The sequence below is a fragment of the Bartonella sp. AP88XZML genome, from assembly GCF_042195565.1.
Taxonomy (GTDB): domain Bacteria; phylum Pseudomonadota; class Alphaproteobacteria; order Rhizobiales; family Rhizobiaceae; genus Bartonella.
The window spans coordinates 1-13,607 of record NZ_JBHIOQ010000084.1; the positions used below are offsets into that span (position 1 = coordinate 1).

Genomic DNA, 13,607 nt, shown 5'->3' on the forward strand with positions numbered 1-13,607 from the left:
AAACACCAGCAATGGCTAGAAACTTTCTGAAAGCCCTTAATGGACTTTTTAATTGGGCAATTGATCAAGGTCTTTTGGAAAGCAACCCTACTTTAGGTATCACAAGACCTCCTCTTAAAAATAAAGAGGGCTTTCCCGTTTGGACAGAAGAAGATGTTGAAAAATATTACCAACGCTGGTCACATGGTACCCATGAACGTGTTTGGATTGATGTTCTTCTTTACACGGGTCTGCGTCGTGGTGATGCGGTCCGCATTGGCTGGAAAGACGTCAAAGATAATATCATTCACATCAAAACAGAAAAGAGCCAATTTAAAACAGATATCTTTCTACCTATTTTACCGGAATTAGCCAAAACGCTTGAAGTTGGTCCTATTGGAGAAGAAACATTCATTTGTGGTAAACGCGGGAAAAAAATACCCAAAAAAAGCTTCGGAATTACATTTTATAATGTGTGTACCAAAGCAGGTATCAAAAAATCGGCGCATGAATTGAGAAAATTAGCAGCAAAACGTGGCCGCTAATTCTGGTGCAACAGTATCACAACTCAAAGCAATTTTTGGCTGGACAAATGATGCTATGGCATCTCTTTACACAAAGAGCACAGACCGTAAAAAACTCGCTCTTGCAACCATAAAAAAGCTTCAAAAAGATGAGGGATAGAGGCAAAAAAACTCAATAGAATCAAGATTCACCTATTCCCTTATATTAGACATAAATATTTTATTTTACTTGCTTTTTATTTGCCTAATGAATACACTAACAACTTCATAACATTGGTAAAATTATCCGGCGGGCTATTATTAAAAGAATCAGAAAGTTTTTTGAAAAATTCTTTCCACAAACATTTATTTTCAATAAAGCCACCTAATTCATCAGCCTTAACTTTAGCAAAGATATAACCAAAGTCTTCTAAAGCTTTAATGCAATAAAGAGTGAGATTATAAAATACATGCGTTTCATTTATTAAAGCAAATTCTTTTCTTTAAAAAGGTTATAGCCTTCTATCTAACAGCGTTTTTGCTGTAAAATTCAAATTATCGATCTGCTCAACTAAAGAACTTTCATTGTTTAGCTTTTGTGCTTTTTTCAAAGAGATGTGGGCTTTCAAGAATAAGCTTTTCTCGTGCTTTTTGTAACTGTTTAATGACTTCATCAATCTTTGATGGAGAACAAAAAGATTCTTGGCTATTCAACAAATGCAGCCTCTCCTTTCCCTCATACAAACATTGCATCTGAGACTGAAGTATTCTAACTTCTTGGAAAAAAAGACGTCCTGTTTCCTTAAAACCATTATTAAGTGCAAAAAGTTGATCGGAAATGGATAGCAGAATTTGTTTTAAAAAACGCTCATTTTCTTGGCGTTTACGATATTCTAAAATAAGAGCATGGCTTATCTCATCTAACTGTTTTTTTGTAGAATCAATTTGACGCAATAAATTTGGTTTTTCCCCCATATCACCTTTTCTCACCTTCACAAGCATAGCATGAATGTCTAATAACTTAATTGCGGAATGAGATAAATAATCAACAACTGTAGGCGTATTAACATAGCGTTTCCGTGCAATCATCACAAACTCACCTAATGACTGTTTTTTACATTCATCCCGCCATTTATTTTTCATTTTACAAGACCATTCTAAAGAAAGTGCTAAAAAATATTACCTCCAATACATTATTCGATGGAGCCTCTTCTCTCTTTTCACGATCAACGTGGAATCCGTGGAGAGAGAAAACGTACAGGTGTATAAAGGATAAGATGTGTTGTTTTTTCCAACACACTACTACCATCAGCAAGAAGGGCTTGACTAGGTGACAATTCTGTACCTTGCATAATTGTGGAAGCCAAAGAACCTTCTCGAGAAAGAGCCATCAATGTTGGCGAAGATGCAAAGACATTGTGTGCCCCCCCATCCACATGAGAGAAATCAAGAACAGCTATTCCATTTTTACGCAACATTTCAATATCTGAGCCATCGCCCACACGATGATGTCCACCCGTAAGACGTCCTGAAACCGCAAGAGCTTTATCCGCTCTGGATACTAAAATAGCGGTTGGCTGCGGGAGTTTTTTTATATCATTAAGTTGGCGCTCAAATACATCAACATCAATATCTGGTGCAGCCATTAATAAACTTGTAATACGACGAATAGGCCTATATTTTCCCTGTAACGCTAACGTTCTAAATGCTTCCATTATAACAAAATTGCCCATAGAATGTGCAATAACCGAAATTTGATCAGCATTGGTTTCACTAATAAGTGTTAAAAGCTCTATCAATCCGTCACGGGCAAAATTAGCACTGTCACGATCATAAATATAAAGAGGAACTGATCCGGCCGAAGGCCAAGAATAATGCACAGCGACAACATTTAAAGAATAATCGTGTGTAAACTGTGCTGTACGAAATGTACCATCTGCAAAATTATTATTATACCCATGGATAAAAAGAAAAATTTCTCTTTTTCCTTTTGGCTTTTTTGCTAAAGCAGCATTTAATCGCTGTTTAAACTGTTCTTTATTATCGTATTTTTGCAATGCTACTGCTGCAAAATACTTATCATGCGTAGGTTTATAGGCATTTATTTCAACAACTCCCTTTACATGTTGCTGAGGAATTCCTACGTCAACACGATTATAATGAACTTTATTTGATCGCTCTGCACCATAAGGTTGAGCGTAATTATTTTGCATCATACGACTCGTTGCAACATACACTGGAACGATGGCTTTTGGAGAAACTGGTTTCCCTTCAACTTCCCTTTCTACGGCAGTCATAGAAGGTGTTGCATGCACCCCATGCCAAAGTACAGCACGTGAATCACTACACGCTGATAATAAAGAAATACAAATAAGAAGTGTTAAATATCTCAGAATCATTATACTTCTCACTGCAACTTCACCCCACCTTATAAAAATATAACATTTCAAATGCATAGATAAAGTAATAAAAACGAAACATTATTGGCAACACACCAACAAATAACATACAAAAAAGATTTTTCTATAATGCCTATAAATCCCCTCTCTCTAACATAACTTCATCTCATTATGGAGAGACTCACTGCTAACTGGTGCGGTCGAGAAGACTCGAACTTCCACGGGTTGCCCCACAGCGACCTCAACGCTGCGCGTCTACCAATTCCGCCACGACCGCACGTGGAAAGAAAAAATCTCGGTTTTTAGCCTTTAACAAATCATAAAGAAAGGTACAAGCCAATTTTCTTTTTCTCATAATTTATTTTATCCGGATGCTTTATAACTTAATAAAGATTACGAGAAATATGGGCTTTACTATGACCTTTGAACCATCATCATAAAATGTGCTTGTGCCGCTTGATCTTTTTCATAATAACCATGAAAGTTTTTTGTAATTGTTGTAGAGCCCTGTTTTTGGATTCCTCTCATAGCCATACACATGTGCTCAGCCTCAATCAATACTGCTACACCATGAGGCTTCAGATACGTTTTTAACGCGTGAGCCACTTGCGCTGTCATAGCTTCTTGAGTTTGTAAACGACGAGAAAAAATATCTACAACACGTACAATTTTTGAAAGACCAACAATTTTTGCATTAGGAAGATATGCTATATGTGCTTTCCCAATAATTGGGATCATGTGATGCTCACAGTGTGAATAAAAAGGTATATTCTTTACGATTACGGCTTCATTGTATCCTGAAACCTCTTCAAAAACTGTACCTAAGGTTTCTTTAACCGATTGACTATAACCATTAAAAAGCTCGCGATATGCCTTGGCTATACGTTTTGGAGTATCTAAAAGCCCTTCTCTATTTGGATTTTCCCCTATCCATAAGAGTAATGTACGAATCGCCTCTTCCACCTCTTCAATACTCGGACGCTTTTCTTCAGATAAATTTGTGTCTTCTTTAACAACATTACGCATTCAAAAACTCCAAGCTTACTCTATACAAAGCATTTGCTCCATACCTATCTCATTTTGTATAATCTCTATATAAGCGAATTAAAAGTTTAAACAATCACGACTCTCAAAATTTCAGGCAATAGCGCATGATTGATAATATCTATAATGATAAAATACTTAAATATGCTGCACATATAGGCAAAATTGGGCGTCTTAATAATCCTGATGCAACATCAAGAAAACATGCACACCTTTGTGGTTCGACAATCACTGTAGATTTAAAAGTGGAAAATGGTATTATTACCGATTTTGCTCACGAAATACATGTATGTGTGCTAGGGCAAGCTTCAGCTTCACTTTTAGCATCTCATATCATCGGACAAACAACTCAAGATCTTAAAATATTGCGTGAAGTTATCTACCAAATGCTAACGCAAAATGGTCCTTCTCCTCAAGCTCCATTTGAGGATTTTTCTTGCTTACAGCCCATTAAAGACTATAAAGTGCGCCATGCAGCAACACTACTACCCTTTGATGCAACGATAGACTGCATTCAAAAAATTGAAGAAAAATAAATGTTCAAATCACAATCTAGACAAAAAAAGTTGACTCGGAATTACACAGGCACTTGGCAAAAAACGCCCGGACGATTATTGGGTGTTTTCTTAATACGTTTCTATCAAATAACACTTTCGAGCCTTATAGGTAATCAGTGCCGCCATGCCCCGACTTGTTCAGAATATACATATGAAGCGATTGCACGCCATGGGCTTTGGGCTGGTGCATGGATGGGACTCTTTCGTATCATGCGTTGTGGACCCTTTGGAACAGATGGCTTTGATCCAGTCCCTCCATCGCTTGGAAATTCTTGCTGTTTTTATAAACCTTGGTGTTACTGGAAAATTTCTGACAAACACAACAAATAATCCTTTTCTTTTTTCACATGTATTGATAAAAAAATTAGTCTATAAGCTTTTTACTCAATTTTCACGAAACCATCCGCAATCGTTAGCGGAATTGGATTAAAAGGGTGTTTTTATGTCTTGCTCTATTTCTCTTTTTTTTCCCGATGGTTCAAAACGTAATTACCCCGCCGAAATGACAGGCTTGGAATTAGCAGAATCTATTTCTAAATCACTTGCAAAAAAAGCAGTCGCCTATAGTCTTGATGGTATCACGCGAGACTTATCGGATCCATTGGGACAATCTGGTCAAGTAGAGATTATTACCCGAGAAGATTCACGCGCTCTTGAGCTCATAAGGCATGATTGCGCCCATGTCCTTGCTGAAGCAGTGCAAGAGCTCTTTCCTGAAACGCAAGTAACAATAGGTCCTGTCATTGAGAATGGATTCTATTATGATTTTGCACGCCAACAACCTTTTACATTAGATGATCTCACCGTCATTGAACAGAAAATGCGTGAAATTATCCAACGCAATAAACCTTTTAGAAAAGAAATTTGGTCTCGTGAAAAAGCAAGAAAAGTTTTTTCTGAGAAAAAAGAATTTTATAAAGTTGAACTTATTGATAGCATTCCTGAAAATCAAGATTTAAAAGTTTATTATCAAGGGGAGTGGTTTGATCTTTGTCGCGGACCGCACATGCAATCTACAGGGCAAATTGGGAATGCTTTCAAATTAATGAAAGTTGCAGGAGCTTATTGGCGTGGCGATGCCAATAATCCAATGCTCACGAGAATTTATGGAACAGCATTTGCAAATGAAAATGACTTAAAAGCCTACCTCCATATGCTAGAAGAAGCTGAAAAACGTGATCATCGCCGCTTGGGACGTGAAATGGACTTATTTCACTTTCAAGAAGAAGGGCCAGGAATGATTTTTTGGCACAAAAAAGGTTGGAAAATGTTCCAAAATTTGATCAGCTATATGCGTAGACGCCTTGATGATCATCAATATGCTGAAGTTAATGCACCACAAGTTCTCGATAGGTCACTCTGGGAAATATCTGGCCATTGGGGTTGGTATAAGGAGAATATGTTCAAAGTAATTTCAGCAGCAGAAGATTCAGATCATGGGAATGTTTATGCCCTTAAACCAATGAATTGCCCTGGTCATGTGCAAATTTTTAAACATGGTTTAAAATCTTATCGTGATTTGCCTATTAGACTTGCTGAATTTGGACTTGTTCATCGTTATGAGCCTTCAGGCTCTTTACATGGTCTTATGCGTGTGCGTGGTTTTACACAAGATGATGCGCATATTTTTTGTACTGATGAACAATTAGCCGATGAATGTCTCAGTATTAATGATCTTATTTTATCAACTTATGCTGATTTTGGTTTTAAAGAAATTAGTCTTAAGCTTTCAACACGTCCAGAAAAACGAGTTGGATCTGATGCATTATGGGATCATGCAGAAAGTATCATGGAATCTGTCCTTAAAACGATTGAAACAAAATTTGCAGGACAAATCAAAACAAGCATCCTTCCAGGTGAAGGAGCATTTTATGGTCCAAAATTTGAATATACATTAAAGGATGCTATCGGTCGTGAATGGCAATGTGGAACAACACAAATAGACTTTAATCTCCCTGAACGTTTTGGTGCATTCTATATTGATAAAGATTCAGAAAAACGTCAACCTGTTATGATCCACCGTGCTATTTTGGGATCAATGGAGCGTTTTTTTGGTATATTAATCGAAAATTTTGCTGGACATATGCCACTTTGGCTTGCTCCTGAACAAATTGTTGTTGTAACAATTACATCCGAAGCAAATGAATATGCCCAAAAAATAACAGCAAAACTTAAAGCTGTTGGGCTTTCCGCAACAATAGATCTCCGCAATGAAAAAATTAACTATAAAATACGAGAACATTCTTTACAAAAAGTCCCCGTAATTTTGGTATGTGGCAAACGTGAAGCTGAAACAAACAGCGTAAATATACGCCGCTTAGGAAGTACAAATCAAACCCTTTTATCTGTAGAAGATGTGATTAAACAACTCTCAAATGAAGCAACACCTCCAGATTTGCAACGTGTCATAAATGCATAATATCACAGAAGATGGTAATACGTTAATTTTTTACTATAAATCTTCAGTTTTTGTACAAAATGAAATAATTTGATATTGTAGTGTGTTTTTGTTTCATGCACAATGACCTATCATCAGAAAGAGTAACGTGCTCTCTCTCTACAAGGTGGATTGGTGAAAAAGTTGAATGTAAGCTATGAGCTGTTTAAATGCAAAAATCATAGACAATTGAATATTAATAATAACATTAATCTTTTACCTTTATAATGAAAAGATTCTGCTACTATCATGGATAGATCATTACAATAATTATAGCAACATCAAGCAAGAAAACTGAAAACAAGATTATATTTATTAATAAAAAATATGTAAAATTAGCTGAACAATGATATTTCTTATTCGTAAGATAAGCCCTTATAAAAAAGGACAAGATATTGATTTATAATGATAATATATCGTTATTCATATTAAATAAGGTTTCGAATATCATAGGCTTCTCTTATTTTTAATATGTTTATGTTGAATCTATCAAAATCATTTGCTTGCACGAAACAAGCGGAATGAGTGTATGGATAAAAATTATTGAGAAAGGACTTTTAAAATGCCTACAATGAGCCGCCTAAAGTGCTAAGGATTGTTGCAGTCATTGAGAACAGGCTATAACTATAATGATGATGCCGACTTGAACCTTCATAAGTATAAAAATAGCGGTACTCAACGAGTTTACCATTAATCATTCACGAGGCATTATGGTAAAATAAGATTAAGAAGCCTTAAGAAACATCTCTTTAAAACAAGCACATGAATTGGTAAGCTAATGGCATTCTACATCCCGCAATCTACACTGATGAGATATTGCCTTAATTTTTATAAAGCCAAATCAAAAAAATGGCAAAACTCAGCGTTTATTCTTTCTCTTCTTCATGTTTTACCAAATGAAAAACTCTTATAAAAAACTCGTTAAATATACACATACGATATATGACTACTCGTTGAACGTATAAAATTCTGGGCACATCCATAAAACATCTAAATATCTACGAAACACATATAAAACAAAAAAATATTATTATCGTGCTCTATCAAGAACACGCTTACATTCAATGAGTTCAAACAGAATTTCTTGTAACAATGCTTTATCAGTTTTATCTTTGTAAAGATTCACAGAACCGACAGATGTTTCTCCTTCACTCCTCATGAAACTCAAAAGCCCAAAAGAAGATTTCTTAGGCTTATTGCTAGCATTTTCAGAAGTTTGTCCTGCATGTTTCTTCTCTATGACCACATTCATAGCATCAAGATCACCATTACCCAATGCAGTTACAAAAGCAACACCATTTTCTTTCAAAAGGCGTTGCACACCTTTTATCGTATAACCTTGATCATATAGTAACTGCTTAATACCATTGAGCAAATCAACATCGACCGGACGATAATAGCGCCTTCCTCCCCCACGTTTCATTGGTTTAATCTGCCTAAAACGTGTTTCCCAAAATCTTAAGACATGCTGCGGAAGCTCCAATAACTCCGCTACTTCGCTAATTGTGCGAAAAGCATCAGAGCTTTTATCCATTTTGTAACACCTTATTTAAAACAAAATAAATTACTTTACAATGACTCATTCTGTCTCAATTTCTCAACAAGATTAGTCAAAAATAAGACCATCATTGACACCTTACTCACCAGTCTTTTTCTAAAAAACAAAGACCCTTATTTTATACATTTCTTTAACAAATACCAAACATACCATGGCATTTATTTATGAGATATCATTTTTTCTGTTTTGCACGATACGAATCTAAAATTCTCTGTTTAAGAACATTGGCAGCCTTAAACGTCACAACACGTCGCGGCGGAATAGGTGCTTCAACACCTGTTTTTGGATTGCGTCCAACACGTTCATTTTTACTGCGAACCTGAAAAGTTGCAAAAGAAGATAATTTAACCGCTTCACCTCTTACAAGTGAGTTGCAAATCTCATCCAAAACCAATTCGACTAAAGCTGCTGATTCAGTATGTGACAAGCCCACTCTTTTACAAACTACGCTCGCTAAATCTGCACGCGTTACTGTCTTACTTGTCATTATAACCACCTATTAAAATATTAAAAATTACAAAATGACTTATACGTTTTCTTGAAATATGGTCAAGTAGCCATAATTTACCAACGAATAAGAATTGCTCCCCATGTAAATCCACCTCCCATGGCTTCTAACATGATAAGATCTCCTTCTTTTATTTTTCCATCGCAAACAGCTGTTGTTAAAGCCAACGGAACTGATGCAGCAGACGTATTACCATGTTGATCAACGGTAATCACAACTTTATCTAGTGAAATTCCTAGCTTTTTAGCAGATGCTTCAATAATGCGCTTATTAGCCTGATGAGGTACAAACCAATCTAGTTGTGAAGAATCCATACCTGCAGCTGCAAAACAATCATCAACCACATCCGTTATCATACCAACAGCATATTTAAAAACTTCTCGTCCTTCCATACGCAAATAGCCTGTCGTTTGTGTTGTTGAAGGTCCACCATCAACATATAGCTTATCTATATAAGCACCATTAGAGCGCAATTTCGCAGACAATATACCACGCTCAAAAGCAATATCCCCCTCAGTTTCTTGTGCTTCCAAAATAACAGCACCCGCACCATCACCAAACAAAACACATGTCGTACGATCTTCCCAATCTAAAATTCGAGAAAATGTATCGGATCCAATAACTAAAATTCTTTTAGCTCCCCCACACCGTAAATAAGAATCTCCTGTTGTTAAAGCAAAAATAAAACCAGAGCAAACAGCTTGAATATCAAAAGCAAATCCATGGCTCATTCCCAAAGCATGCTGAATTTCAACAGCAGAAGCAGGAAAAGTACGATTCGGGGTAGACGTTGCTAAAATAATACAATCGATGTCTTTTATTGTTAAACCAGCATTTGTAAGTGCTGCTTGCGCAGCCTCAACTCCTAAAGAAACAGTTGTTTCATTTTCACTGGCAATATAACGTTGGCGTATTCCTGTACGCTGAACAATCCATGAATCTGACGTTTCAACAAACTTTGCAATCTCATCATTTGATAAACTTCTTTTCGGCAAAGCACTTCCTACACCACGTATAATTGACCGAATCATTCAGCTCTTACCTTTTCTTCAAATTTTTCATTTCTATTATAAGAGCTTATCATAAGGACTCTCCATTCATCACCGCTTCATCTTCTTGGTCAAAAAGTGTTTCTTTATTTTCATGAAATCGCCGTAAATCAGCCGTTATTTTTTGTAAAAGTCCATTATTAACCATTTTATAACCAACGCGGATAGCAGAAGCAAAGCCATTAGCATTAGCACTGCCATGACTTTTTATAACAACACCATTCAAACCTAAAAGCACTCCTCCATTCACCCTATCAGGATCCATTTTATGTTTCAGTATACGAAAAGCACCCCGTGATAAAAAATAACCAAGAGATGTTAAAAAAGAACTGCGCATTGCAGAGTTTAAAATCTCTCCTATCTGTCGCGCGGTTCCTTCTGCGGTTTTTAAAGCAATATTACCAGAAAACCCCTCTGTCACAACAACATCGACTGTTCCTTTTCCAATGTCATTGCCCTCAACAAATCCTTTATATTCCAATCCTTCTAATTGCACTTCACGCAATATCATTCCTGCTTTTTTTATTTCATAAAGTCCTTTAACCTCTTCTACCCCCACATTTAAAAGCCCAACACTTGGTCTTTCAGTGTGATATAAAGCGCGAAACATACCTGCTCCCATAACCGCCAAATCAACCAACTGACTAGCAGAGGCACCAATTGTTGCTCCAATATCTAAAACAATACTCTCACTGCGCAGTGTTGGCCAGATACCCGCAATACCAGGACGTTCAGCCTCTGCAAGCATTTTCAAACAAAAATAAGACATGGCCATGAGTGCACCCGTATTACCAGCAGAAATGCAAGCATCAGCTTCACCATTTTTTACCGCTTCAATGGCGTACCACATTGATGATTTACCACGTCCATTACGAAGTGCTTGGCTTGGCTTTTCATCCATGCGTGTATAACTTTCTGTAGGGCAAAAGCGCGATACAGAATCCAAACAGGGATATTTTTTTAAAACCGGACGAACAGCCTCCTCTACTCCATAAAATAGAAAATAAATATTTGATAAATATTTTTGTACAATTGCTGCTCCTGCAATAGCTGCTTCTGGACCGTAATCACCGCCCATGACATCCACAGAAATTCTAATCACGCTTGCATATCCCACATCTTTTCATTTACATCTTTAAATACATATTATGATTTTTGGCTCCTGAATACTCACACAGCACATCTTGCGAAAATCGCTTCGCAGAAAATACCGTTTAGCATACAATAGATATTTTTTGTATGTTTTTACAATCACTTCCAATTTTTCAAAACAGAAAATGGAGAGAATTTTCGCTCTGCTTCTTCTAAATTTTCACCCATATTCATCTTTATCCCTTCTTTACGTGGATAATGATTAATAGACAACTCAAAAAACTCTTCCATGATTGCGCCAATATCAATTTTATCATCATAAAATACTTCAGGAGTATCAAGCCCCTCCACATCTAAAAACAATTCCCCTGTATCCTCTGATATTTTGGGCTTCATCAAATTTGAATCTTCAGGAACAAAAACAACCTCAATATTTTCACAAAGGATATTTTCTAATGGTTCTAATGTAACAACACATAACTGTAGTATACGCGCTTGCAACAGACCTTTTATACGCACTCCGCGTTTTTTCCACGGGAAAATATGGAATTTTCCCTCACAAGATTTTACTTCAATTAAATCATGGTTCTGGGCTAAATGTGTACATTCTTTTTTGTTTGCACAAAAATGAACCCTTATACCTTTAGCAGGTAGAGAACGTACAGATATTGGATAAGCCAAAGCAAATGTCATTTGAGGAACATTTTGAACATTCATTGACAACTCCCAAACATAAAAACGCGTAAAGCACTATGTTTTTATTTATCTCAAGTATTTATGCATTTTTTTCTTTTCTAAAGAAATTCTATATGGCATAATTTGCTTTATAACAGGGAAACTCAGTGTAAGCTACGGTAGATTAAGTTAAAATTAGAAAAAACTTGAGGTTGCCTTCTTGTCCTACATCTCAGTATAAAAAGGAGATACTATTGTTTCAAATGCCTCACATAATAGCCTTAATCAAACGTAAATTATTGATTGGTCTATCAATAGCAAGCATAGGAATGCTTTCTGGGTGTAGCCTTCTTGATTCTTCAGGTTCGAGCCAAATTTATAGAGAAGGCTATGTTCTTGATAAAAATGCTCTAAGTTCTATCTCTATTGGCTCAAGTCAAGAGCAAGTTCTTTTAACTTTAGGGACCCCCTCATTAAAAACAAAATATGATAATGAAGTTTTTTATTACATCTCACAGACACGTTATCGTGGGATGCAGTTTATGAAAACAAAGATTATTGATCGCAAAGTTTTAGCCATTTACTTCAATAAAAATAATCAGGTTGCAAAAGTTGCAAATTACGGATTACAAGACGGTCAAGTGTTTGATTTTATTACACAAACAACGCCAACTGTAACAAAAGAACATCCTTTCTTAATTCAAATTATAAAAGGCCCTGCGAATTTGCCACCCCATAACTGAATTATATAGTCTGCATACCGTTTCAATATTATAGGTCTGATAATATCAGATCTATAATAGGGGGATTTGTAACTCTTAGAGGCGAACTTTTTTTGCCATACTGTCAAGAACTGCATTAACAAGTTTTGGCTCATCACCTTCAAAAAACGCCTTTGCTATGTCAACATACTCATTCATGACAACCGCAACGGGAACATCTTTACGGTTGATCAACTCCCATAAACCTGCTCGTAAAATTGCTCGCAATATAGAATCAAGACGTGAAAGAGACCACTCTGCAGAAAGCTGTTGATGAAGCAGAGGATCAAGCTGCTTTTGATCTTTTACAACACCCGTTATAATAGCCAAAAACCATTGAAAATCAGCTTCAAGATATTGGTCTCCATCAATATCTTTTCCCAAACGATAAGCCTCATACTCAGCTGCCGTTTCCATCACCCCCGAACCCACGATATCCATTTGATAGAGTGCTTGAACTGCAGCGAGTCTTGCTGCTCCACGTTTATTGGCTGAACGCGGAAAATGTCTGCTTTTTATATCAGCCATATTTAACGATTATCTCCAAATCTCTTTTTTAGAGCGATCATACATAAAGCAGCTTCAGCCGCAAAACCACCTTTATTTTTGTCATCTAATTTTGCACGCACCCATGCTTGTTCTTCGTTTTCAACAGTCAAAATACCATTTCCAATAGCCAAGTGCTGATGAACAGTTAAATCCATCAATGCACGACAAGAATCATTAGCAACAATTTCAAAGTGATATGTTTCACCTCGAATAACACAACCAAGAGCAACATAACCATCATACGATATCTTGTTTTGTTCAGCAAAAGCTATTGCACTTGGTATTTCTAATGCTCCAGGAACCGTTACAACATCATAACTTGCTTCAGCTTTTTGCAAAGTATTCACTGCACCTCTCAAAAGTGCATCAGAAATCCCCTCATAAAAACGTGCCTCAACAATCAATACGTGAGGCTTTTTACCTATCTCTTTCATCATAATGGAATTCCACAAAAAACGAATCAAAAAAATCAAAGTTATAAAGCATAAAATTCTGA

14 protein-coding genes, 1 tRNA gene and 1 pseudogene are annotated in these 13,607 nt (G+C 36.4%); 5 read left to right on the forward strand and 11 right to left on the reverse strand.

What is annotated here, in order from left to right; genetic code table 11:
• Window positions 1-663 (forward strand): annotated as a pseudogene (locus ACFIK2_RS08400) (tyrosine-type recombinase/integrase); the annotation flags it as partial.
• A gap of 401 nt (window positions 664-1,064) precedes the next feature.
• On the opposite strand, the gene ACFIK2_RS08405 reads toward ACFIK2_RS08400, so the two are convergent.
• The 4 genes from ACFIK2_RS08405 to folE all read right to left on the reverse strand — a co-directional run bounded on the left by ACFIK2_RS08405 (window position 1,065) and on the right by folE (window position 3,907).
• Window positions 1,065-1,571 (reverse strand): hypothetical protein, encoded by a 507-nt coding sequence (locus ACFIK2_RS08405; RefSeq protein ID WP_015856440.1) that lies wholly within the window; start codon window positions 1,569-1,571, stop codon window positions 1,065-1,067.
• A 137-nt stretch (window positions 1,572-1,708) separates the two neighbouring features.
• Window positions 1,709-2,881: an alpha/beta hydrolase gene (locus tag ACFIK2_RS08410; RefSeq protein ID WP_375618498.1), complete on the reverse strand. Its 1,173-nt coding sequence runs from the start codon at window positions 2,879-2,881 to the stop codon at window positions 1,709-1,711.
• Window positions 2,882-3,073: 192 nt separating this feature from the next.
• Window positions 3,074-3,158, reverse strand: a tRNA-Leu gene (locus ACFIK2_RS08415).
• Window positions 3,159-3,295: 137 nt separating this feature from the next.
• Complete coding sequence (gene folE, locus ACFIK2_RS08420) at window positions 3,296-3,907, reverse strand: GTP cyclohydrolase I FolE (RefSeq protein ID WP_375633139.1); 612 nt, start codon at window positions 3,905-3,907, stop codon at window positions 3,296-3,298.
• A gap of 125 nt (window positions 3,908-4,032) precedes the next feature.
• On the opposite strand from folE, the gene ACFIK2_RS08425 reads away from it, so the two are divergent.
• The 3 genes from ACFIK2_RS08425 (at window position 4,033) to thrS (ending at window position 6,901) form a co-directional block, all read left to right on the forward strand.
• Window positions 4,033-4,461, forward strand: a complete 429-nt coding sequence (locus ACFIK2_RS08425; protein ID WP_375634486.1) for an iron-sulfur cluster assembly scaffold protein — start codon at window positions 4,033-4,035, stop codon at window positions 4,459-4,461.
• Complete coding sequence (gene yidD / locus ACFIK2_RS08430; protein WP_375633141.1) at window positions 4,462-4,812, forward strand: membrane protein insertion efficiency factor YidD; 351 nt, start codon at window positions 4,462-4,464, stop codon at window positions 4,810-4,812.
• A 112-nt stretch (window positions 4,813-4,924) separates the two neighbouring features.
• Window positions 4,925-6,901 carry a threonine--tRNA ligase gene (gene thrS / locus ACFIK2_RS08435; protein WP_375633142.1) on the forward strand — a complete coding sequence of 659 codons (1,977 nt, stop codon included), beginning with the start codon at window positions 4,925-4,927 and terminating at the stop codon, window positions 6,899-6,901.
• Between the two features lie 1,048 nt (window positions 6,902-7,949).
• Here thrS and ACFIK2_RS08440 read toward each other — a convergent pair.
• The 5 genes from ACFIK2_RS08440 to ACFIK2_RS08460 form a co-directional block, all read right to left on the reverse strand.
• Complete coding sequence (locus ACFIK2_RS08440) at window positions 7,950-8,453, reverse strand: MerR family transcriptional regulator (RefSeq protein WP_375633143.1); 504 nt, start codon at window positions 8,451-8,453, stop codon at window positions 7,950-7,952.
• A gap of 196 nt (window positions 8,454-8,649) precedes the next feature.
• Window positions 8,650-8,964, reverse strand: a complete 315-nt coding sequence (locus ACFIK2_RS08445) for an integration host factor subunit alpha (protein ID WP_375633144.1) — start codon at window positions 8,962-8,964, stop codon at window positions 8,650-8,652.
• A 77-nt stretch (window positions 8,965-9,041) separates the two neighbouring features.
• A complete protein-coding gene (locus ACFIK2_RS08450; protein ID WP_375607115.1) occupies window positions 9,042-10,016 on the reverse strand; it encodes a beta-ketoacyl-ACP synthase III in 975 nt (324 codons plus the stop codon).
• 49 nt (window positions 10,017-10,065) lie between these two features.
• Window positions 10,066-11,136, reverse strand: a complete 1,071-nt coding sequence (plsX, locus tag ACFIK2_RS08455) for a phosphate acyltransferase PlsX (protein ID WP_375618503.1) — start codon at window positions 11,134-11,136, stop codon at window positions 10,066-10,068.
• 149 nt (window positions 11,137-11,285) lie between these two features.
• Complete coding sequence (locus ACFIK2_RS08460; protein ID WP_375618504.1) at window positions 11,286-11,843, reverse strand: DUF177 domain-containing protein; 558 nt, start codon at window positions 11,841-11,843, stop codon at window positions 11,286-11,288.
• A 221-nt stretch (window positions 11,844-12,064) separates the two neighbouring features.
• Here ACFIK2_RS08460 and ACFIK2_RS08465 point away from each other — a divergent pair, with 221 nt between their 5' ends.
• Window positions 12,065-12,544, forward strand: coding sequence for an outer membrane protein assembly factor BamE (locus tag ACFIK2_RS08465; RefSeq protein ID WP_375618522.1), 480 nt, complete (start codon window positions 12,065-12,067; stop codon window positions 12,542-12,544).
• A 75-nt stretch (window positions 12,545-12,619) separates the two neighbouring features.
• Here ACFIK2_RS08465 and nusB read toward each other — a convergent pair whose 3' ends face one another.
• Both nusB and ACFIK2_RS08475 read right to left on the reverse strand, forming a co-directional pair.
• Window positions 12,620-13,090, reverse strand: coding sequence for a transcription antitermination factor NusB (gene nusB / locus ACFIK2_RS08470; RefSeq protein WP_015856452.1), 471 nt, complete (start codon window positions 13,088-13,090; stop codon window positions 12,620-12,622).
• 2 nt (window positions 13,091-13,092) lie between these two features.
• Window positions 13,093-13,548 carry a 6,7-dimethyl-8-ribityllumazine synthase gene (locus ACFIK2_RS08475; protein WP_375611572.1) on the reverse strand — a complete coding sequence of 152 codons (456 nt, stop codon included), beginning with the start codon at window positions 13,546-13,548 and terminating at the stop codon, window positions 13,093-13,095.
• Window positions 13,549-13,607: the final 59 nt, after the last annotated feature.